The following is a 20,794-nucleotide window of genomic DNA, read 5'->3' as shown; positions in this document are numbered from 1 at the left end:
CATGCCTAAGTGCCGCACCAGGGAGCGCCCTTCGCGTGCTCCGGGCAGACACACCAGGAGCCTCGCCATGAAAAGCCTCTTCAATTCCTTTGCCGCGCTGTTCGCCACGCCGGCCCTGATCGGCCTGCTGGCCTACCTGCCGCCGGTGCAGGCGGCGGACGGCGCCAAGGAAATCCGCATCGCCGTGCCCGACCTCAGCGCCGGCAGCCAGCACAGCGGTGGCGGCGTGGTCGACGTGCTGCGCACCCAGCAGATCTTCGAGCAGGAGTTCGCCGCCGACGGCGTGAAGATCACCTGGAGCTTCTTCAAGGGTGCCGGCCCGGTGATCAACGAGGCGCTGGCCAACGACCAGGTGGACTTCGCCTACCTCGGCGACCTGGCCGCCATCATCGGCAAGGCCAATGGCCTGGACACCCGCCTGCTCAGCGCCACCGCGCGCGACATCAAGCATTACCTGGGGGTGGTGCCCGGCTCGGGGATCAAGACCCTGGCCGACCTCAAGGGCAAGCGCGTGGCGATCTTCCGGGGCACCGCCTCGCAGCTGTCGTTCGACGCCGCGCTGGCCAGCCAGGGTCTGTCCGAGCGTGACCTGCAGGTGATCAACCTGGACTTCAACGCGGCCAACGCGGCGCTGGCGGCCAAGCAGATCGACGCTACCTGGGGCCTGTCCAACCTGATCGTGCTCAAGGCTCGCGGCGTGGCCGATCTGCCGCTGTCCACCGATGATCTCGGTGGCGCCGGCAGCATCCAGGGCGTGTTCGTTGGCCACGGCCGTTTCGTCGACGAGAACCCGCAGCTCACCGCCCGCCTGATCAAGGCCCAGCAGAAGGCCGTGGCCTGGCTACGCGACGAGCAGAACAAGCAGGCCTACATCGAGCTGGTTTCCGGCCTGGCCAGCTACCCGACGCTGATCCTCACCAACGACCTGCACGGCACCAGCTTCCACAAGATCTTCAATCCGCAGCTGGACGCTGCCTTCCTCGCCCGCCTGCAGCAGAGCGTCGACCTGGCCGCCGAGCAGCGTCTGGTGCGCCGTGGCTTCGTGGTCGCCGACTGGGCCGAGCCGAAGTTCCTCGATGCGGCGCTAAAGGATTCCACCGCTGTGGTGGCGCAGAGCGCCAACTGACCCCGACCCGACAGGAGAAATGGACATGAGCCAACAACCGATCAAGTTCGCCTACTGGGTGCCCAACGTCAGCGGTGGCCTGGTGGCCATCAGCCACGCGCTGCTGGCCGCCACCGAGACGCTCAAGGTGATCGCTGCGATCCTGCCGGGGCCGTGGAATCCGGTGCTGGCGGCCAAACAGCTGGCGACCATCGACCAGCTCACCAACGGTCGCATCGCCATCAACCTGGTGTCCGGCTGGTTCAAGGGCGAGTTCCACGCCATCGGCGAGCACTGGCTGGAGCACGACGAGCGCTACCGCCGCTCGGAGGAATTCATCCGCGCGCTGAAGGGCATCTGGACCCAGGACAACTTCAGCTTCAACGGCGACTTCTACCGCTTCCGCGACTACACCCTGAAACCCAAGCCGCTGCAGCAGCCGCACCCGGAGATCTTCCAGGGCGGCAGCTCGCGCGCCGCGCGCGACATGGCGGCGCGGGTGTCCGACTGGTACTTCACCAACGGCAACACGGTGGAAGGGATCAAGGCCCAGGTCGACGACATTCGCGCCAAGGCCGCGGCCAACGGCCATGCGGTGAAGATCGGGGTGAACGCCTTCATCATCGCCCGCGACAGCGAGGAAGAGGCGCGCGCGGTGCTGCAGGAGATCATCGACAAGGCCAACCCGGAGGCGGTCAACGCCTTCGGCGCCGAGGTGAAGAACGCCGGTGCGGCCAGCCCGGAGCGCGAGGGCAACTGGGCCAAGTCGAGCTTCGAGGACCTGGTGCAGTACAACGACGGCTTCAAGACCAACCTGGTCGGCACGCCGCGGCAGATCGCCGAGCGCATCGTCGCGCTCAAGGCGGTGGGCGTGGATCTGATCCTCTCCGGCTTCCTGCATTTCCAGGAGGAGGTGGCGTACTTCGGCGAGCAGGTGCTGCCGCTGGTGCGCGAGCTGGAGGCGGAGCGCCGCGCGGAGAAGGCGGTGGCCTGAGCCGCTAGTAGCGTGCCTGCTGCATTTCGCGCAGGCGGCTGAGCGTACGTCGGAACGGGAACTCCAGATAGCCGCGGGTGTAGAGCTGCTCCATCGGCACCGCCGCCTCCAGGTACAACGGGCGGCGCCGGTCGTAGCACTCGTCGACCAGGGCGATGAAGCGGCGCACGGCGTCGTCGTGGGGGGCCAGGCTTGGCAGTTCGCGATCACCGGCAACCACACGCTCGGCAGCATCCTCGGTGCCGCGGGCGATGCGGCCTTCGCGTGGTTCGCCGGAGAGGCACGGCACGCCCCCGACCAGCAGGGCCGGAAAGCGTTCGCACAGCTGCATGAAGTCCAGGGCCGAGTAGGGCCCTTCGCACAGTGTGGTGAAGTCCAGCCATACGGCACCGGGCGCCTGGCGAACCACCGGCAACTGGCGGGGGCCGAGTTGCAGCGGCTCACTCGACATCGGCCCGTTGCCGGCCAGGTGGGCGAAGGCCTCGGCCAGCGCCTCGGGCGCGTCGATCCAGTAGCGTTGCACCGCCTGGCCGGGATGCAGGCGATGGTCCTGGCCGCCGTCCACCTCCACCACTTCCAACTGCGCCTGCAAGGCCGTGATAGCCGGTAGCAGGCGCTCGCGGTTGAAGCCGCCGGCATACAGTTGCTGGGGTGGCTGGTTGGAGGTGGCGACCAGCACCAGGCCCTCTTCGAGCAGGGCGCTGAGCAACCCGCCGATCAGCATGGCGTCACCGATATCGCTGATGAACAGCTCGTCGAAACACAGCACCCGCACTTCGCTCGCCAGTTCACGGGCCAGCGCGCGCAGCGGGTCGGCGGTGCCGCTGAGCTGGAACTGGCGCTGGTGCACCCAGCGCATGAACTGATGGAAGTGCTGGCGCCGCGAGGGCACCGTCAGGCTCTCGTGAAAGCGGTCGAGCAGCCAGGTCTTGCCACGGCCGACCGGGCCCCACAGATAAACACCCCGGCAAGGACGCCCGGCCTGTAGCTCGCTGCGGCAGAGCTCCAGGCATTCGGCGGCGTGTTGCTGGGCGGCATCGGGATATAGCTCGCCACGCGCCAGGGCCTGGCGATAGGCGTCGAGAGGGGAAGGCAGAGCGCTGGACATGGGGCGCCACTCTAGCCGGATGAGCTGCGCTTGCCCATGGTGAGAAGGGATTTGGGAGCCGCGGATCGTTCACCCCTGCAGGTGACCGATCCGCGGTGAAGGGCTAGAAGCTCAGGCGCATGCCGACTGTGAAGTTGCGTCCCGGCAGCAGCATGTCGTCCTTGATGAAGGAACTGTGGTTGCGGGCGTTTTCATCCAGCAGATTGTTGCCCTTGAGGAACAGCTGATAGCGGGTATCGTTCAGCGATCCGCGGTAGCTCAGGCCGGCGCCGAGCATGTTGTAGCCGGAGGTCTCGGTTTCGTAGTCGGCGATGTCGTCCTGGCGCTGTACGCGGTAGAGCTCCAGCTCGCCGCTGACGGCTGGGGTGAAGGCCTGGTTGACGCGCACGCCGAGGCGATCCGCCGGGATGCGTGGCAGGTCGCCGTCGCCCTTGAGCTTGCCGCGCACGTGATCACCGAACAGGGTGATGTCCGTGGCGTCGGTGAGCGCGTAGGTGACCGAGCCCTCGGCACCGGTCAGCACTGCGTCCTGTTGGCGGTACTCGATCTCGCGATAGCCGCCGCCCACGTCGTGACCGGTGTCTGCTGCGTAGATGAAGTCGCTGACCTGGTTGCGGAACAGACCGAAGGTGAACGTGGTTCGGCCGGCGAATTTGCGTAGCGTCAGCTCGGCGTTGTGCGAGGTTTCCTCGTCCAGGTCGACGTTGCCCAGCTCGACCGTGCGGGTCGCCGCATGGGGGCCGTTGGCGTACAGCTCCTCGGCAGTAGGCAGGCGCTGGGAGCGCGACAGGGAGAAGCCCAGCGAATATTCCGGGGCGAAGGTCCAGACCGCGCCGGCGGATACCGAGGTGCCGCTGTGATTGGTGTCGGGCTCGCCTTCGGCATCGATGTCCTGCCATTCGTGGCGCAGTCCCAGCTCGTAGCGCCAGTCGCCAACGCTGTATTCCTCCAGCAGGAACAGCGCGTGATTGAGGGTCAGCGTCGGCGGTACGTATGCCTCTTCGCCCAAGGCCTGGAAGTCGCGGCGCTGGGTCTGCCCGCCGAGCACCCCGCGCCAGCCGAACAGGGGCTCGTGGGTCAGTTCGAGGCGGGCGTCGGTGGCGTCGTTGCTGAAGCGGGTGGCCGCTTCGCCGCCTTCGATCTCGTCGTGGCTGTAGTTGCTGTGGCCGACCCGTAACCGTGCCAGCTCGAAGCCCGGCAGCGGGTCGTTCAGTTCGCCGCGCAGGTCCCAGCGCTTCTGTTTCATCTTGATGTAGGGCACGCCAGCGTGGTCGTGATCATGGCCGTGGTCGTGGTCATGTTCGTCACCATGATCGTCATGGTCATGGTCATGGTCATGGTCATGGTCATCTTCTTCGTCATGGCCGTGCCCGCCGTGGCCGTCCTCCTCGCCGACGCAGTGCCAGTCCCGGACGCCATGGGTGTGGCAGTCGGCGTGCTCGTGGGCGAGCAGTCCGTAGCTCAGGTTCTGCTCGCCGTAGGCCAGCCCCAGGTAACCCCGCTCGCCGATGAAGCTGGCGCCGAGGCTGTAGCTGTCGGTGTCGTTGAAGGAGCCCGCCTGCTTGCCCGGCGAGCCGGGAATCTCGTATTCATCGTCCTGCCGCTTGGTGCCTTCCGCGCGCACCGCGAAATTGCCCGTGCCGGCGGTGATGCCGAACACTCCCGCGCCCTGGTTGGCGACGGTGTTGGCACGCAACTCCAGTTCGCCTTCGTAGCCCTTCTCGGGCACATGAGTGGGAACCCGTTTGTCCAGCACATTGACCACCCCGCCGATGGCGCCGCCACCATAGAGCAGCGTTGCCGGCCCCTTGAGCACCTCGATGCGCTCGGCGAGCAGCGGCTCGCTGGTCACCGCATGATCGGGGCTGATGGTCGAGGCGTCGAGCACGTCCACTCCGTCGCTGAGCACCTTGACCCTGGCACCGTCCAGACCACGGATCACCGGCCGGCTGGCTCCCGCGCCGAAGCTGCTGGAATGCACACCTGGTAGGCCGTTGAGCGTCTCGCCCAGGGTGGATTCGCGGCGCTGGACGAGCTCCTCGCCTTCCAGTACCTCGGCGGGGCTGGTCATTTCCGCCAACGTGTTGTTCAGCGCGCTGGCGCTGATGACCGAAGAGCCAAGCTGGATTGGCTCCCGGGCTTCGGCGGCCAGTAGCGACGCGCTGGGGGCCAGGGCCAGGGAGATGGCCCAGGCCAGGGGGTGACGACGATTCATGTTGACCTCATGTCTAGGGGTTTCAGTGGGCAGGCAGATCAATGAGCTCTCGAAGGACTCATTGGTTTTTTTTAAGATGTTATATTGTTTCTTTTTGTGGTCGTGCTGATTCGAATCAGCTCGCCTGTTGGCTCAGCTCTTGTCGCCGGAGGATACGAAGCCGGCGAAGCGCTTCTGGAAGCCTGCGATCCGGCCTTCGCTCTTGGTCTGGCGCTGCTGGCCCGTGTAGATCGGGTGGGAGGCGCTGGATACATCCAGCGCGACATAGGGATAGGTATTGCCGTCTTCATGCAGGTGAGTGCGATTGGTCTCTACGGTGGAACCGATCAGGAAGAAGACATTCGCAGAGGTGTCATGAAACAGAACGGGGCGATAGACGGGATGGATACCGGGCTTCATAGGGAATTCCTTCATTATGTTATATGATAACAATACACATAAGTAAGAAGTCTGTTCAATAGCCGGTTCCGCTTACCTCGTTCTTCATGGTTGACGATGCGCGCCGGGAAAAGCAGAAGCCTGCGAACGCCTCATGCGACAAATCGCCAGCCTGCCTTCCGGCAACCCTGTGCCGGTGCTAGATTCCTTTCCATGAAGCTCATCTCCCGCCACCGCGCGCTGACCACCTGGGCGCTGTACTGCAGCCTCCTGCTGGGGCTGTTCGCCTGCGGCCTGCATCATGGCCAGGCCTCCGGGCTCTCGCTCAGCGGGCTTGGCGGTGGATTCTGCTCGCTGGTCGGCGACAACGGGCCGAGCATCGATCTGAGTGAGTCGTCCCACGGCGACTCCACGATGCAGGCGATGGATTGCCCACTCTGCTCTTCGTTCGGCGCTTCGGTGGCGGTCAACGCTGCGGGCTGGGGCATTGATCTGCTACCCGCCGTCGGCGGCCCGGCCCCTGTCGCAACCCTGTGGGCGCGGCCACCTCCGCGCTTCCTGCGCCATAGCCTCAATCCTCGAGCCTCACCCGCCTCCTTCCACGCATGACGCCCTGGGTCCGCCACTGCGGATCTGCACAGCCTTTCTGCCTGGAAGCTAGATATGTCGTTGAAGAACACCTCTCTGGTGCTCCTGCTGAGCACCAGCGCCACCGCATGGGCGGACCACGCCCCCCTGAAACTCGACGCCTTGACCATCGAGGGCGAGCGGGAGAAACCGTCCGGCCTGACACTCGACCAGCCGATCAAGACCGGCTCGCGCCTGGGCCTTACCGCGCGCGAGACCCCGGCCTCGGTCAGCGTCTCCGATCGCACCATCATCGAAGAGCGTGGCGCCAAGGACACTCAGGACGTGATCAATGCTATGACCGGTGTGAACGCCTCGGCCAACCCCGGCTACGGCGGCTTCGTGTCCTACCGGGGCTTCACCCAGAACCAGATCACCCAGCTCTACAATGGCATCAACCTGGGCTACAGCAGCGCCACCCGCCCGGTGGATGCCTGGATGATCGACCGCGTGGAGCTGATCGGCGGGCCGTCCACGTTCCTTTATGGTGCCGGTGCAGTGGGTGGCTCGATCAACTACATCTCCAGGCTCGCCAGCCGCGAGAATCTTGCCGAGGGCCGCCTGCGCTACGGCAGTTTCGATGAGTCGGAAGTATCGTTCGGCCTCAACCAGGCGCTGGGCGACGAGGAGGATGCCCATCATTTCGTGCGCCTGGACTTCAGCCGTGGCAACGGCAATGGCTACATCGACCGCAACGAACGCGAGACCAGCAGCTTCGCTTTCTCCCTGCTCAGCGACTTCACCCAGGATCTGAGCCACACCTTGGCGATCGAATACCTGGAGGATCGCGAGGACAGTCCCTACTGGGGCTCGCCGGTACTGCCCGGCCGCGACAGCATGAAGATCGACAAGAGTCGCCGCTTCGAGAACTACAACGCCGGCGACGGTCGTTACGAGCAGCGTGTGCGTTGGGTACGCTCGATCACCGACTACCATATCGGCGATGCCACCAGCCTGCAGAACACGCTCTACCACTACAACGCCCAGCGCGACTATCGCAACATCGAGACCTACAGCTACAACGCCGCCGGCGACGTCGCCCGCTCTGGTGCCTACCTGCAGCGCCACGACCAGAATGTACTCGGCAACCGCCTCGAGTTACGTCATGACAATCAGCTGTTCGGTCTCGCTAGCCAGTGGTCACTGGGCGTGGACTATTCGCGCATGCGCCAGACCCTGCACCCGACAGGTAGCAGCTGGAGCGACAGCGTGGACCCGGATCATTTCGACCCTGGCAGCTTCTACGACATACCCGGGGTCAACGCCGGCCTGCACAAGCAGCGCCGCCACGAGATCACCACCGGGGCAATGTTCCTGGAAAACCGTCTGATGCTCACCGAGCGCCTGTCGTTGCTCAGCGGTTTGCGCTACGACCATCTGCAAATGGAGGTGACCAATTACGGAGCGGTTTCTCCCACCAGTCCGGCCTATTTCGAACGTACCTGGGAGCCGCTCAGTGGTCGTCTCGGCGTGGTCTACGACCTGACTCCATCGGCGAATCTCTATCTGCAATACAGTACCTCGGCCGACCTGCCGGCTGGTTCGCTGGCGTCTGCTACCTATTCCAACGTCGGCCTGTTCGATTTGTCCGAGGGCGAGCAGTGGGAGGCGGGCAGCAAGTTCGACTTCCTCGAGGGCAGGGGCTCGGCCACCGTGGCGCTGTACCAGATCGTGCGGCGCGATTTCGCCGTACGCGATTCGAGCAACCCCAACCTCACCGTGCAGGCCGGCCAGCAGACCTCGCGCGGCATTGAGCTGGCCGGCAAGCTGCAGATCACTCCGCAGTTGCTGGCCGAGGCCAACTACGCTTACGTGGATGCCGAATACGACGAGTTCAACGAGGCAGTGGGAGGCGTATCGGTATCGCGCAAGGGCAATACGCCGATCAACGTGCCGGACAATGTCGCCAACCTCTGGCTTACCTACGACATCACCTCGGATTGGGCGGCTGGTGTGGACGTGCGCTATGTCGACTCGGTGTTCGCCGACAACGCCAACTCTGTGGAGGCACCGGCCTACACCCTGTACGGCGCATTCGCTCGCTACCGGCTTGACGAGCACTCCGCCGTCACCGCGCGCGTGCGCAACCTCACCGATGAGGTGTACGCCAAGCAGGCCTACGGCAGTCAGTACTACATGGGCGCGCCAAGGACCTTCGAAGTCGCCGTCGACAGCCGTTTCTGAGGATCGTGCATGGCCATCAAGCGCTATCTGTACCTCTGGCACCGCTGGCTGGGCATAGTCCTGTGCCTGTTCATGGCTCTGTGGTTTGTGTCCGGAGTGGTCATGCTGTTCGTCGGCTATCCCAAGCTGACCCCAAGCGAGCATCTGGCACACCTGCCGCCGCTGCCCGCCAGCGGGTGCTGCGTGAGCCTGGGGGAGGCGCTGGCCGCTAGCGGACGCAGCGACCCGCCATTGCGCGCACGGCTGAGCAGCGTGGCTGGTACGCCGCGCTACCTGTTCGATTACGCCGATGGCGGTCGGCGTGCGGTGGACGCGCGTAGCGGCCGCCGGGTGGACGGTAGCTCCGTGCAGGCGGCCCTGGCCAGCGCCGGCCAGTATGGCGGTACGGCTGTCATGCAGTACCAGGGGCAGATCATGGAAGACGCCTGGACCCGCTCCCGCGCCCTGGATCCGGACAGGCCGCTGCACCGCGTGCAGCTGAACGACGCCGAGGGAACCCTGCTCTATGTTTCCAGCCAGACCGGCGTGGTGGTGCGCGATGCCACTCGCACCGAGCGTGTGTGGAACTGGCTGGGGGCCTGGCTGCACTGGCTGTACCCGCTGCGTGACAGCCCCTGGTGGGCGCAGATCGTCATCTACCTGGCACTGGCCGGCACCCTGATGGCGCTGCTCGGCCAGGTGATCGGCGTACTGCGCTGGCGTTTCTCGCGGCCTTACCGTAGCGGCTCGCGCTCGCCCTACAGCGGTCTCTTCGCGCGCTGGCACCATATTGGCGGCCTGTTGTTCGGCGCCCTGTTGATCGCCTGGATCTTCAGTGGCCTGATGTCCATGCGTCCCTGGCAGCTGTTCGCGCCCTCCACTCTGAACCCGTCGGCATACCAAGGGACGCTGCTGACCGCGCGAAGTGACCCGCAGTCTCCGGGCGACACGTTGCGGCACCTGCGCGAGGCCGGTATCCAACCACGCGAGCTGCACTGGCAGCCTGTCGGCGGACAGGTCTACAGGGTGGCCTATGATGGCAGTGGCGCCAGCCGCATCCTGCCACCAGGCGTGGACTCGGAGGCCTGGCCACGCCTGCCAGACGCCACCCTGGAGCAGGCCGCTCATGCGCTGCTGCCCGGCACCTCGGCGCAGGTAGAATGGCTGACCGACTACGACTTCTACTACTACGCCCGTGCCGAGCAGAGCATGTACGGCCACCAGCGCAAGCCTCTGCCGGTGCTGCGTGTGCGCTTCGACGATGCGGCAGCCACCTGGGTGCACATCGACCCATACAGCGGCGCATTGCTGGAGCAGCTCGGCAGACGTCAGCGCATCGAGCGCTGGCTGTTCAACCTGTTGCACAGCTGGGACTGGCAACCGCTTCTTGAGCGCCCGATGCTGCGCGAGACGCTGATGGTCGCCTTCAGCATGGGTGGCCTGGCCATCAGTCTAACGGGAGTCGTCCTCGGCTGGCGCCGCCTGCGTACCCGGCACAAACATCGCAAAGCCAAGCACACTAATCACCCACGTCTTCGTACCCTGCAAGGAGAAGCACCATGAAGCTGAGCCAAGCCCTCATGCTCGCCGCGCTGCTGAGCACACCGCTGCTGGCTACCGCCCACCAACACGACACCGGCACGTTGCACATCGATGCACCCTGGTCGCGCGAGATGCCGCCGACCGCGCCGACCGCCGCGGTGTACTTCACCGTGAAGAACACCGGTGACAACGCCGATCGCCTGCTCAGCGTGGAAACGCCCGCTGCCGGCAAGGCCGAGCTGCATGAGCACCTGCACAAGGACGGACTGATGAAGATGCAGCAGGTCCCCAGCGTCGTTATTCCCGCCAAGGGTGAGGTGGCTTTCGCACCGATGGGCTACCACGTGATGCTGTTCAATCTGCCCAGACCGATGACCAGCGGGGAGCATTTCCCGCTGACGCTGAACTTCGAGCAGGCCGGCAAGGTACAGCTGGAGGTACCCGTGCTGCGCGAGGCCCCGGGGAATCAGAATAGGACAATGCATCACCAGGGGCATTGAGGCGCCGGGAGATGAGCGAAGGCAGACCGCTCGGCCGATGTCCAGAGAGCGGTCTGCCACCCCGCCGGTGCCCGCTGTTGGGTATGGCTATCCGTCGAGCTGCTCGCCCAAGCTCCTGCTAGTTCTCAGCGACCATCCGCCACGTCTGCCGCATTGCCCAGATAGGCGCGGCGGATGCGTGCCACCTCGTCGCTCTCCATCATCTTGCGCAGCGTCGTGTTCACCTCCGGCAGACGGTCTGCGTGGCGCAATTGCAGCTTGATCACCAGGGGCGCCTCGCTGAGTTGCGCGCTGCGGGTGAACCGCTCCGCGCCGAGCTGGCGGGCGGCCAACAGATTGACGAACACGTCATCGACCATGGCGATCGCATCCACCCGGCCCAGCAACAGCAGATCGAGCAGCACGGCATCGTCCGATGTTTCCACTTTGCTCAGGCGGCCGCCGTTCACGGCTTCGTCGAGCAGCGGGTAGCTGTAGCCGCGCACGGTGCCGACGCGCAGTTGGTTCAGCTGCTCCAGCGGCTGGCGCCGATCGGGGTGCTGGGTGAGGAAGTAGAGGTACTCGCGAACCGTGAGGTAGGGCTGCGAGTAGACGAAGCGCTGGCTCGCCTGCGGGCCGTTCCACAAGGGCGAATCGGCGTAGTTGAGATCGAGGTTGCCGTTGTCGAGGAGAAGGTTGAGCCGGTTGGTGGGGTAGAACACGAACTCCATCTGCAGGTCGTTCTGCTTGGCCACCTGGCTGACGATATCGACGGCGATGCCCCTGGCATGGCCTTGGTCATCCTCGTAGCTGAAGGGCGGCCAGAGTGTGCCGCCGCCGCGCAGCGGTTGCGCGACACCTACCGTACACCAGCACCCCAGTAACAGAGCGCAGCCATACAACCAGCTGCGATACTTCATGCCCACTCCGAACCCCTTGGTAAACGGTCACCAGTCTGAAGCGCCGGTATGGCAGATCGATGACGACCGGAAGTGAGCGGGCAGGCTAGCAGATGCAGCGGATGCCTTTCGGTGGCGCGGTCTCGTTTCGCATCGATGGCGACAGCAGCGGGGCGGCGTGCAAGCCGTTGGCGGCCTGGAAAAGGGCCACGCTGCCAATCGATGTGCTTACGCCGCCTGGCCTTTGTCCTTGCCGGCGCGGATGTCGAAGGCGCCACCGGTGAAGGCGCTATCTACCGTCACCTTGCCCTTGCCGGGTAGCAGCGGGAATACCAGCTCGGCAAAGCGGTAGGCCTCTTCCAGATGCGGATAGCCGGACAGCACGAAGCTGTCGACGCCCAGATCGGCGTACTCCAGCAGGCGTGCGGCCACGGTCTCGGGATCGCCGACCAGGGCGGTGCCGGCACCACCACGGACCAGGCCGACACCGGCCCACAGGTTGGGTGCGACCTCCAGCTTGCTGCGGTCGCCGCCGTGCAGCTCGGCCATGCGTCGCTGACCGACCGAATCCATCTTGGCGTAGTTGGCCTGGGCGGCGGCGATGGTGTCGTCGTCGAGGTGGCTGATCAACTCATCGGCGGCGGCCCAGGCAGCTTCATTGGTCTCGCGCACGATCACGTGCAGGCGCACGCCGAAACGCACCGTACGACCATGCTTGGCGGCGCGGGCGCGCACGTCGGCGATCTTTTCGGCCACGGCGGCCGGCGGCTCACCCCAGGTCAGGTAGGCATCCACGTGCTTGGCCGCCAGCTCGTGGGCGACCGGTGAGGAGCCGCCGAAGTACAGGGGCGGGTAGGGCTGCTGCACCGGAGTGAAGAAGTTCTGCGCGCCCTCGACCTTGAGGTGCTTGCCCTCGAAGTCGACGGTCTCACCCTGCAGCAGGCGGCGCCAGATGGTGAGGAACTCGTCGGAGGCCTCGTAGCGCTCGTCATGCTTGAGGAACACGCCGTCGGCGGCCAGTTCGGTGGCGTCGCCGCCAGGCACCACGTTGAGCAGCAGGCGGCCACCGCTGGCCTGGTCCAGGCTGGCCGCCTGGCGGGCTGAGGCCGTGGGGTTGCCGAGCGAGGTGCGCAGCGCCACCAGCAGCTTGATCCGTTGGGTCACCGGCACCAGGCTGGCGGCGGTCACCCAGGGGTCCAGGCAGCTGGCGCCGGTGGGGATCAGCAGGCCGTCGTAGCCGAGCTGGTCGGCAGCCACGGCGATCTGCCGCATGTAGGCGTTGGTCGCCGGGCGGCCGCTGGCCGAGTGGCCCAGGTAGCGGGTGTCGCCCGAGGTGGGCAGGAACCAGAAAATATCCAGACTCATTGTGTTGTCCTCTTTGCCATCGTCAATTGATGGGCGTTGTGGCCCGTGGGATGCACGCGTGGCATGGGTTTCTCTTGGTATGGGTGACTGCCGCCCCAGGACACTGGCGCGGCGGGTGTGAGGTTCATGCGGCGACTGTCTCCGTCTGCTGCCCGTCGAGCGTCGTCAGCAGATCGATCATCGCCCTGGCCGCCGAGGAGAGGCGGAAGCCGGTGCGGGTGACGATGCCGCAGCGAGCGCTCAGGCTGTCCAGGTTGCTGGGCAGGTTGCGCAGGTGCAGTTGCACCAGCTCGCCGCGTCGCAGTGGTTCGCTGACAGCTTCATGGGTGGCCACGCCGATGGCGTCGCTGCGCCTTACCAGCTCTTCCAGCATGGGGAAGTGCTCGCACTCCAGCTGCGGTTCGAAGCTGGTCTTGCCGCTCAGGTTGGCCAGTGCCTTGCGCGCGCCCATGGGGATGCGTGTGGCGGCCAGCGGGTAGTCGAACAGGTCGTTGGTCGACAGGCTTTCCTTGATCAGCAGCGGATGGCCGGGACGGCAGAAGAACAGTCCCGGTCGTGGGCGCAGGGCCTGGGTCTGTACGCTGGGGTCAGCCTCGAAGTGGCGGATGTCGGCGATGAAGAATTCGATCTCGTCACGTCCCAGGCTGCGGCTGAGGTTCTCCCAGTTGTTCACCTCGAAGCGGGCGCGAATGCGCGGGTAGCGCTGCATGAATTCCAGCAGGGCATCCGGCACCAGGCGTGCGGCCAGCGCCGGGCCGCAACCGAAGCGCAGCTCGCCGGCGTCCAGCTTGGTCATCTGGGTGATTTCGTGGCTCAGGTTGCTGGCGCCGCGCACCAGGGCCAGGGCGTGCTGCAGCACCACCTGGCCTTCCGGCGTGGGGCGCAGGTCCTTGCTGCCGCGGTCCACCAGCACGCAGCCCAGTTCATGTTCCAGGCCCTGGATGCTGCGGCTGAAGGCCGGCTGGGTGATGCCCATGGCATCGGCCGCGCGCACGAAACTGCGGTGCTCGTGGAGGGCGAGAAAGTAGCGGAGTTGGCGCAGATCCATGATGCGTTCCCGGCATTGAAAATATAGGGCGAAGGCATTTGTGCGCCCCTGGGTGCTGGTTTTAAATGCAGGCTCTTATTCCGTCAATGAAAGTAAATTAATAAAAATAGATCTAAATGGAATATGGATATGGCCAAGCAACCCAGGGGGAACACCATGCGAATGCCTGTCATGCGGTGTCGCTGTCGCTGACCCGCCACTGAGCCGACCTCGGCTCACCGCGATTTTTCCAAACCGTCTTCGTCATCGCCCTGCGTGTGCGATGCGGCCCGTTGCTGCCTGAATCCGGCGGCGGGCGATCAGCCAAGGAACCCATTCATGAGTCATCTCCGAACGCCGCAACCCATCGCCAGACCGCTCTCGCTGCAACGCCTGGCCGCCCCCGAGTACGCCCTGACCCTGCTGCTGGCCCTGGCCGCACCGGGCCATGTGCTGGCCGAAGAGACGGCCCCCACGCCGAGTGCTGAAGAGGACGTGGCGCTGGGCAAGGTCACCGTTACCGCCCGCCGCCGTGAGGAGAACGTGCAGGATGTGCCGACGCCGATCACCACCCTCAGCGGCGCCACCCTGGAGCAGCAGAAGGTCTACAAGGTGCAGGACCTGCAGCAGGTGCTGCCGAGCGTCAACGTCGCCTATATCCATGCGCGCCAGTCCAGCGTGGCGGTGCGCGGCATCGGCAACAACCCGGCCAGTGACGGCCTGGAAGGCAGCGCCGGGATCTATCTGGACAACATCTACCTCGGCCGCCCGGGCATGGCCGTGTTTGACCTGCTCGACGTCGAGCAGCTTGAGCTTTTGAGGGGCCCGCAGGGCACCCTGTTCGGCAAGAACACCACGGCCGGGGTGATCAATATCAGCACCCGCAAGCCGACCTTCACTCCCGAGCGCCACGTCGAGGTCACCGGTGGCGAGCGCGGCCTGTTCCAGGGCAAGGGTACCGTCTCCGGGCCGCTGACCGAGACCCTGGCCGGGCGCCTGTCGGCCTACCGCACCCGTGACGACGGCTACATCGACAACCAGCACGACAGCCGCACCTTCGTCGGCGGCGAGCGTGAGGGCGCCCGTGGCCAGCTGCTGTTCGAGCCGAACGACGACTTCAGCCTGCGCTGGATCACCGACTACAACCAGGAGAAATCCAGCAATGGCGTGTGGGCCCTGTACGGCGTCACCGACCGCTTCCGCGAGCGCGCCGCGCTGATCGGCGCCAACCCGCAGTACGACCCGAAGAAGCGCGAAGTGAACATCGACGGCGTGCAGTCGGTCAGCGTATGGCAGGGCGGCAGCTCGCTGGAGGCCAACTGGAACCTCGACGGCGGCTACACCTTCACCTCCATCAGCGGCTACCGCTACTGGCATTTCATCCCGCGCAACGACGCGGACCTCACCGATGTCGAGGCCTTCACCCACAGTGGTGTGGAAGTGCATGACCGGCAGTTCTCCCAGGAATTCCGCCTGGCTTCGCCCACCGGTGGCAGCTTCGATTACGTGGTAGGCGCCTACCTGTTCAATCAGAACCTGGGCAACAAGACCATCCAGGATTTCGGTCCCTACGCCGATCTGTTCCTCACCGGCGCTAACCTCGGGATCTTCAATGACACCCGTACCCAGACCAACGGCAAGATCGAGACCGACAGCTTCGCCCTGTTCGGTCAGGGCAACTGGCACCTCACCGACAGGCTCGACCTGACCGTCGGCGTACGCGGCACCTACGAGGAGAAGACTGCGCGCATCCATCGCCTGCAACCGGACGGTGGTGCGGCGTTACCGCCAGCGCTGGACGCCATTCGCCAGCGCCAGATGGGTGCCCTGGATACCGGTGACTTCGGCCTGCATAACGCCGCACCCTCCGGCCTGGTCAGCCTGAGCTACAAGTTCAGCGACGACCTGCTCGGCTACGCCAGCCTGGCCCACGGCGAGAAGTCCGGCGGAGTCAATCTGGTGGCACCGGTCGCCGGTTTCGGCGCCGACTCGCTGGTGGTCGGCCCGGAGCGTGCCAACGATGCCGAGCTGGGCTTCAAGAGCACCCTGGCTGACGGCCGCCTGCTGTTCAACACCAACATCTTTTGGACCGGCGTCCACGGCTACCAGGCCACCACGCTGACCACCCCGGCTGGCTCGCTGACACCGGTGTCGGTGCTGGCCAACGCCGGCAGCGTGCGTTCGCGCGGCGTGGAGTTCGAGGCCACCTATCTGCCGATCCGCGGTCTGACCCTGAACTTCAATGGCTCCTACAACGACGTCACCTACCTCAGCTTCGAGAACGCGCCGTGCCCGGGCGAGGTGAACACCGTGACCCCGAATGCCGTCTGCGACCTCACCGGCGAGCGCGTGGTCGGCGCCTCGAAATGGATAGGCAACTTCAACGGCGAGTACGCCTGGCAGCTTGATGGCGGCCTGCGTCCGTACGTCAACGCCGGCTACTCCTACCGCTCCGAGGCCGAAGGCACGCTGGACAACTCCGACCTCTCGAAGATCGACGGCTACGGCCTGCTCAACCTGGCCGCCGGTGTGCGCGCCGACCTTGGCGATGGCGAGCTGGACACTTCGATCTGGGTACGCAACGCCACCGACAAGGACTACTACCTGACCGCCTTCGCCATGACCAATGGCGCCTACACCGCCTCCGTGGGCCAGCCGCGCACCGCCGGCGTGACCCTGCGTTACGACTTCTGACCGGCTGCCGCACAGCCAAACCTCAAGGAGAGACACCATGAGCAATGCCGCAATCGCCGTACAACCTGTAATCCAACTCGACATCCACCCGGTCGCCGGCCGTATCGGCGCCGAGATACGCAACATCAACCTGTCCGCTGAGCTGGACGCCGCCACCATCGAGGCCATCCAGGCCGCGCTGGTGGAGCACAAGGTGTTGTTCTTCCGCGCCCAGCACCATCTCGACGACCAGGCCCAGGAGGCCTTCGCCAAGCTGCTCGGCGAGCCGATCGCGCATCCCACCGTGCCGGTGCGCGAAGGCACCCACTATCTGCTCGAACTGGACGGTGCCCAGGGCCAGCGCGCCAACTCCTGGCACACCGACGTGACCTTCGTCGACGCCTATCCCAAGGCTTCGATCCTGCGCTCGGTGGTGGCCGCCAAGTCCGGTGGCGACACCGTCTGGGCCAACACCGAGGCCGCTTACCAGGACCTCTCGCCGGAGCTGCGCGAACTGGCCGACAAGCTCTGGGCCGTGCACAGCAACGAGTACGACTACGCCGGCGTGCGCCCCAATGTCGAGCTGGCCAAGCTGGAGGAGTACCGCAAGGTGTTCGCTTCCACCGTCTACGAGACCGAGCACCCTCTGGTGCGCGTGCACCCAGTGAGCGGCAAGCGCAGCCTGCTGCTCGGCCACTTCGTCAAACGCATCAAGGGCCTGTCGCGTGATGACTCGCAGCGCCTGTTCGACATCTTCCAGGGCCATGTCACCCGCCTGGAGAACACCGTGCGCTGGCGCTGGACCGAGGGCGACGTAGCCATCTGGGACAACCGCGCGACCCAGCACTACGCCGTCGACGACTACGGCCAGCAGGACCGCATCGTGCGCCGCGTGACCCTGGCCGGCGACGTGCCGGTAAGCATCGATGGCCGCCGCAGCCAGACCACCCGCAAAGGTTGAGGAGAACCCCATGAGCAGCAACGTGACCGCCCTGCGCCAGCCCGTCGACGGCCTGCATATCCAGCCGCTGGCCGCGCCGCTGGGCGCCGAAATCCACAACCTGGATGCCCGCGTCGACCCGACGCCGGAGCAGATCCTCGCCCTCAAGCAGGCTCTGCGTGACCACCACATCCTGATCTTCAAGAAGCAGCAGCTGGATGACGCGCAGTTCCTGCGTTTCACCTCCTGGTTCGGCTCGGTGTTCCAGCCACATCCGGACTTCGCCGTGTTGTCCTCCGGGGCCGACGGCAAGGCGCCGGACATCGTCAAGGTGGCCAACACCGGCGACGGCGAGCTGGGCAACTTCGCCCTGCCGGCGCACACCGACCACCAGTGGACGCCGACGCCGTCGGCCGGCTCGCTGCTCTACGCCCTGGAAGTGCCGGAGCAGGGTGGCGAGACCAGCTGGACCAACCTGGCCCTGGCCTACAGCGCGCTGGACGAGGACACCCGGCGCGAGATCGACGGCCTCAGGCTGATCAACTACAACCCCTTCGTGCGCATCAAGAACGGCGGCTACGGCGGTGGCGGCTTCGTCACCTACCGCACGCCGGACATCGAGCCGATTCAGGGCACCGAGCACCCGCTGGTGCGGGTGCATCCGGAGAGCGGCAAGCGCCTGCTGTTCCTCAGCGTGCACACCGAGGTGGAGATTCCCGGCTACGACCCCGAGAAGGGCGCCGCCCTGATCGGTCGTCTGCGCGAACACCTGCAGGACCCGCGCTTCTCCCACACTCACAAATGGGAAGTGGGCGACATCGTGTACTGGGACAATCAGGCCACGCTGCACGCGCGCAATGCCTTCCCGGCCACCCAGCGCCGCCGTCTGAAACGCATCAGCCTGGCCGGTAGCCGGCCGTTCTGATCTCACTGCGGCGACGTCTTCTCTTGGCGGCGTGTCCTGATGGACGCGCCGTTTTTGTTTAAGCAGGCATCAGGTGCAGCGCTCGTGAGTCTGTGGGGCTCCGACGTGCTGGGTGTTGCCGTTGCTTCTGGCTTTCGATGCCTATCAGGCAATTTTTCAATGCCTTTAAGGCATGAGATTTTTAAAGTTCTTAAAATTCAATTAGTTAGATATTTTATATTCCATATTGATATTTAAAAGTTATTAAAAATTACTTTATGGGATAAGCGGGCTCGCCAATCATTTCTCCACCACCGAACCGCTCTGCCTCAAGGCTCTGTGTGGTTCGCCAGCGAAGAAATGAATCAGGGAGTCTTGCCGATGGGCAATGTCCTCAAGGCCGATCAGCTCGGTGAAGTGTTCCGCCGCGATGCCGAGGTGCTCGACCTGGGCGTCTCGCTCCGCCAGGTCCTCGGTCTGCAACGCCATGTGCCGCGCAGCGACAGGCCGGTGCTGAGCCGGCGCGAGGCGGTGCTGCTGGGGCTGTTCGCCCTGACTCTGCACGGCGCCGTGTTGTACTGGCTGAGCCAGCGCAGCGAGCCGGTACTGCCGGAAGTCCCGGTGGAAGTCCCGCCGATGACCATCGAGTTCGCCGCGCCGCCACCGCCGCCGGAACCGGTGATCGAGCCGCCGCCACCGCCGGTGGTAGAGGAGCTGGCGGTCAAGCCGCCACCCAAGCCCGAGCCGCCAAAACCGAAGCCGCAGCCACCGAAGCCAAAACCCAAGCCGGAACCGAAACCGGTCGAGCCCCCACCGCAGCCGCCCAAGGCCGAGACCCCGCCGGTGCCGCAACCACCAGCGCCGGCTCCGGCCCCGGTGGAAACGCCACCTTCGGCCAACGCTGCGTACCTGAAGAACCCGGCACCGGAGTACCCGAGCCTGGCCCAGCGCCGCGGCTGGGAGGGCACCGTGCTGCTGCGGGTACAGGTGCAGGCCAACGGCAAGCCGAGCGAGATCCAGGTGCAGAAGAGCAGCGGCCGTGAGGCACTCGACGAAGCCGCCATTCGCGCGGTCAAGCGCTGGAGCTTCGTACCGGCCAAGCGTGGCGACCAGACCGTCGCCGGCTGGGTGACCGTGCCACTGGACTTCCGTTTGAACTAGATGACCGATCGATGCGGCGCCTGTCGGCGCCGTCGAACAAGACTGCAATACGCCCTGCGAGGAATGCGACATGAACCTGCTTACCGACTCTCCCTTCCAATCGGTCGAACACAGCGTCATCTGGCTGCTGATCGGCTTCTCCGTCATCACCTGGGGCCTGGCCCTGATCAAGGGCATCCAGTTCGCCCGCCAGCGCTACCAGGACCGCAAGTTCCTCAAGCTGTTCTGGAGCGCCACCAGCCTCGATTCCGCTGGCGACCTGGGCCAGCAACACGCCGGCGCGGTGGCCCACGTGGCCCAGGCAGGCTTCGCTGCGATCCAGGTGCACGATGGCCAGCAGCCGGGCGACCTGAGCCAGGCCATCAACCATCAGGACCGTCTTGAACGCGCCTTGCGCCAGCAGATCCAGCGTGAACGCCGTTCCCTGGAAAGCGGCCTGGCAGTCGTCGCCTCGATCGGTTCCACCTCGCCCTTCATCGGCCTGTTCGGCACCGTATGGGGCATCATGGAGGCGCTCAAGGGCATCAGCGCGGCCGGCAACGCCAGCCTGGAAACCGTGGCCGGCCCCATTGGCGCGGCGCTGGTCGCCACTGGCGTGGGCATTGCCGTCGCCGTGCCGGCGGTGCTGGTCTACAACTACTTCCTCCGTCGCCTCAAGCTGACTGCCGCCGACCTCGACGACTTCGCCCACGACTTCTACAGCCTGGCGCAGAAGAGCGCGTTCAAGGTCATCAGCCACCCCGGCGCGCGCAAGCCGCAGCAGCCGCAGAACGTGAAGGAGGCCGTCTGACATGGCCTTCTCCACGCAGGACAGCGACGAAGTCCTCTCCGAGATCAACGTCACCCCACTGGTGGACGTGATGCTGGTGCTGCTGGTGGTGTTCATCGTCACCGCGCCGCTGCTTACCAACTCCATCCCGATCAACCTGCCGAAGACCGAGGCGGTAGCCCCGGCGGACCAGAAGGACCCGCTGGTGGTGAGTATCGATGGCGACGGCAAGCTGTTCATCAACAAGGATGAGATCCAGCCCGAGCTGCTGGAAAGCAGCCTGGCCGAGGCCAAGGCCAAGGACGCCGAGCTCAAGGTGCAGCTGCAGGCCGATGACCAGGTCGACTACGGCGTGGTGGCCAAGGCCATGGCCAGCATCGAGCGTGCCGGCATCACCAAGCTGGCGGTCATTACCGCTCGCTAGTTTTCCGGGGGCCGTTCTTAC

At 65.4% G+C, this 20,794-nt stretch carries 18 protein-coding genes; 12 read left to right on the top strand and 6 right to left on the bottom strand.

Features of this window, described 5'->3' with window-relative positions; all coding sequences use genetic code 11:
- Window positions 1-67 precede the first annotated feature (67 nt).
- Entirely contained in the window at window positions 68-1,126 is a 1,059-nt protein-coding gene (locus IB234_RS13680) for an ABC transporter substrate-binding protein (RefSeq protein ID WP_192318514.1), read from the top strand.
- Window positions 1,127-1,145: 19 nt separating this feature from the next.
- Entirely contained in the window at window positions 1,146-2,099 is a 954-nt protein-coding gene (gene sfnG / locus IB234_RS13675; RefSeq protein ID WP_192318511.1) for a dimethylsulfone monooxygenase SfnG, read from the top strand.
- Between the two features lie 4 nt (window positions 2,100-2,103).
- Here the strand turns inward: sfnG and zapE are convergent, their stop codons facing one another.
- The 3 genes from zapE to IB234_RS13660 form a co-directional block, all read right to left on the bottom strand.
- Window positions 2,104-3,207 (bottom strand): cell division protein ZapE, encoded by a 1,104-nt coding sequence (zapE, locus tag IB234_RS13670; RefSeq protein WP_192318509.1) that lies wholly within the window; start codon window positions 3,205-3,207, stop codon window positions 2,104-2,106.
- Window positions 3,208-3,310: 103 nt separating this feature from the next.
- Entirely contained in the window at window positions 3,311-5,422 is a 2,112-nt protein-coding gene (locus IB234_RS13665; RefSeq protein WP_192318507.1) for a TonB-dependent receptor, read from the bottom strand.
- Window positions 5,423-5,554: 132 nt separating this feature from the next.
- Window positions 5,555-5,821 (bottom strand): type B 50S ribosomal protein L31, encoded by a 267-nt coding sequence (locus IB234_RS13660; RefSeq protein ID WP_192318504.1) that lies wholly within the window; start codon window positions 5,819-5,821, stop codon window positions 5,555-5,557.
- Window positions 5,822-6,013: 192 nt separating this feature from the next.
- Between IB234_RS13660 and IB234_RS13655 the strand changes: the two genes are divergently transcribed.
- From IB234_RS13655 to IB234_RS13640, 4 genes are read left to right on the top strand one after another with little or no spacing between them, the layout of a single operon-like run.
- On the top strand, window positions 6,014-6,409 hold the full coding sequence (locus IB234_RS13655; RefSeq protein WP_192318502.1) for a DUF2946 domain-containing protein: 396 nt from the start codon (window positions 6,014-6,016) through the stop codon (window positions 6,407-6,409).
- Window positions 6,410-6,463: 54 nt separating this feature from the next.
- Complete coding sequence (locus tag IB234_RS13650; RefSeq protein WP_192318500.1) at window positions 6,464-8,611, top strand: TonB-dependent receptor; 2,148 nt, start codon at window positions 6,464-6,466, stop codon at window positions 8,609-8,611.
- Between the two features lie 15 nt (window positions 8,612-8,626).
- A complete protein-coding gene (locus IB234_RS13645; protein WP_192319093.1) occupies window positions 8,627-10,153 on the top strand; it encodes a PepSY domain-containing protein in 1,527 nt (508 codons plus the stop codon).
- The gene (locus IB234_RS13640; RefSeq protein WP_192318498.1) at window positions 10,150-10,632 is read left to right on the top strand and encodes a copper chaperone PCu(A)C; all 483 of its coding nucleotides are present in this window, start codon (window positions 10,150-10,152) and stop codon (window positions 10,630-10,632) included. Before IB234_RS13645 ends, IB234_RS13640 begins: the two co-directional genes overlap by 4 nt.
- A 125-nt stretch (window positions 10,633-10,757) precedes the next feature.
- On the opposite strand, the gene IB234_RS13635 is transcribed toward IB234_RS13640, so the two are convergent.
- From IB234_RS13635 to IB234_RS13625, 3 genes are all read right to left on the bottom strand, one after another.
- Window positions 10,758-11,531: a substrate-binding periplasmic protein gene (locus IB234_RS13635; RefSeq protein ID WP_192318496.1), complete on the bottom strand. Its 774-nt coding sequence runs from the start codon at window positions 11,529-11,531 to the stop codon at window positions 10,758-10,760.
- A gap of 207 nt (window positions 11,532-11,738) precedes the next feature.
- Window positions 11,739-12,875, bottom strand: coding sequence for an FMNH2-dependent alkanesulfonate monooxygenase (ssuD, locus tag IB234_RS13630; protein ID WP_192318493.1), 1,137 nt, complete (start codon window positions 12,873-12,875; stop codon window positions 11,739-11,741).
- 124 nt (window positions 12,876-12,999) lie between these two features.
- Window positions 13,000-13,923 (bottom strand): LysR family transcriptional regulator, encoded by a 924-nt coding sequence (locus IB234_RS13625; RefSeq protein ID WP_192318491.1) that lies wholly within the window; start codon window positions 13,921-13,923, stop codon window positions 13,000-13,002.
- A gap of 318 nt (window positions 13,924-14,241) precedes the next feature.
- Between IB234_RS13625 and IB234_RS13620 the strand changes: the two genes are divergently transcribed.
- The 6 genes from IB234_RS13620 (at window position 14,242) to IB234_RS13595 (ending at window position 20,773) form a co-directional block, all read left to right on the top strand.
- A complete protein-coding gene (locus IB234_RS13620) occupies window positions 14,242-16,596 on the top strand; it encodes a TonB-dependent receptor (RefSeq protein WP_192318489.1) in 2,355 nt (784 codons plus the stop codon).
- Window positions 16,597-16,633: 37 nt separating this feature from the next.
- The gene (locus tag IB234_RS13615; protein WP_192318486.1) at window positions 16,634-17,536 is read left to right on the top strand and encodes a TauD/TfdA dioxygenase family protein; all 903 of its coding nucleotides are present in this window, start codon (window positions 16,634-16,636) and stop codon (window positions 17,534-17,536) included.
- 10 nt (window positions 17,537-17,546) lie between these two features.
- The gene (locus IB234_RS13610) at window positions 17,547-18,440 is read left to right on the top strand and encodes a TauD/TfdA dioxygenase family protein (RefSeq protein WP_192318484.1); all 894 of its coding nucleotides are present in this window, start codon (window positions 17,547-17,549) and stop codon (window positions 18,438-18,440) included.
- 360 nt (window positions 18,441-18,800) lie between these two features.
- Complete coding sequence (locus tag IB234_RS13605; protein WP_192318482.1) at window positions 18,801-19,580, top strand: energy transducer TonB; 780 nt, start codon at window positions 18,801-18,803, stop codon at window positions 19,578-19,580.
- A gap of 70 nt (window positions 19,581-19,650) precedes the next feature.
- Entirely contained in the window at window positions 19,651-20,370 is a 720-nt protein-coding gene (locus tag IB234_RS13600; protein WP_192318480.1) for a MotA/TolQ/ExbB proton channel family protein, read from the top strand.
- A 1-nt stretch (window position 20,371) separates the two neighbouring features.
- Complete coding sequence (locus IB234_RS13595) at window positions 20,372-20,773, top strand: ExbD/TolR family protein (protein ID WP_192318478.1); 402 nt, start codon at window positions 20,372-20,374, stop codon at window positions 20,771-20,773.
- Window positions 20,774-20,794 lie beyond the last annotated feature (21 nt).

Origin of the sequence: Pseudomonas sp. PDM16 (assembly GCF_014851865.1) — a bacterium.
GTDB lineage: Bacteria > Pseudomonadota > Gammaproteobacteria > Pseudomonadales > Pseudomonadaceae > Aquipseudomonas.
Note: the sequence above shows the minus strand (reverse complement) of the source record. Positions and strands in the feature narration are given on the sequence as shown.

Coding starts and splice junctions, on each gene's coding strand:
- IB234_RS13615 (WP_192318486.1), top strand. CDS start 16,634: ATGAGCAATGCCGCAATCGCCGTACAACCTGTAATCCAACTCGACATC.
- IB234_RS13595 (WP_192318478.1), top strand. CDS start 20,372: ATGGCCTTCTCCACGCAGGACAGCGACGAAGTCCTCTCCGAGATCAAC.
- IB234_RS13605 (WP_192318482.1), top strand. CDS start 18,801: ATGGGCAATGTCCTCAAGGCCGATCAGCTCGGTGAAGTGTTCCGCCGC.
- zapE (WP_192318509.1), bottom strand. CDS start 3,207: ATGTCCAGCGCTCTGCCTTCCCCTCTCGACGCCTATCGCCAGGCCCTG.
- IB234_RS13655 (WP_192318502.1), top strand. CDS start 6,014: ATGAAGCTCATCTCCCGCCACCGCGCGCTGACCACCTGGGCGCTGTAC.
- IB234_RS13640 (WP_192318498.1), top strand. CDS start 10,150: ATGAAGCTGAGCCAAGCCCTCATGCTCGCCGCGCTGCTGAGCACACCG.
- IB234_RS13600 (WP_192318480.1), top strand. CDS start 19,651: ATGAACCTGCTTACCGACTCTCCCTTCCAATCGGTCGAACACAGCGTC.
- IB234_RS13660 (WP_192318504.1), bottom strand. CDS start 5,821: ATGAAGCCCGGTATCCATCCCGTCTATCGCCCCGTTCTGTTTCATGAC.
- IB234_RS13680 (WP_192318514.1), top strand. CDS start 68: ATGAAAAGCCTCTTCAATTCCTTTGCCGCGCTGTTCGCCACGCCGGCC.
- IB234_RS13650 (WP_192318500.1), top strand. CDS start 6,464: ATGTCGTTGAAGAACACCTCTCTGGTGCTCCTGCTGAGCACCAGCGCC.
- IB234_RS13665 (WP_192318507.1), bottom strand. CDS start 5,422: ATGAATCGTCGTCACCCCCTGGCCTGGGCCATCTCCCTGGCCCTGGCC.
- IB234_RS13610 (WP_192318484.1), top strand. CDS start 17,547: ATGAGCAGCAACGTGACCGCCCTGCGCCAGCCCGTCGACGGCCTGCAT.
- IB234_RS13620 (WP_192318489.1), top strand. CDS start 14,242: ATGAGTCATCTCCGAACGCCGCAACCCATCGCCAGACCGCTCTCGCTG.
- ssuD (WP_192318493.1), bottom strand. CDS start 12,875: ATGAGTCTGGATATTTTCTGGTTCCTGCCCACCTCGGGCGACACCCGC.
- IB234_RS13625 (WP_192318491.1), bottom strand. CDS start 13,923: ATGGATCTGCGCCAACTCCGCTACTTTCTCGCCCTCCACGAGCACCGC.
- IB234_RS13635 (WP_192318496.1), bottom strand. CDS start 11,531: ATGAAGTATCGCAGCTGGTTGTATGGCTGCGCTCTGTTACTGGGGTGC.
- sfnG (WP_192318511.1), top strand. CDS start 1,146: ATGGACATGAGCCAACAACCGATCAAGTTCGCCTACTGGGTGCCCAAC.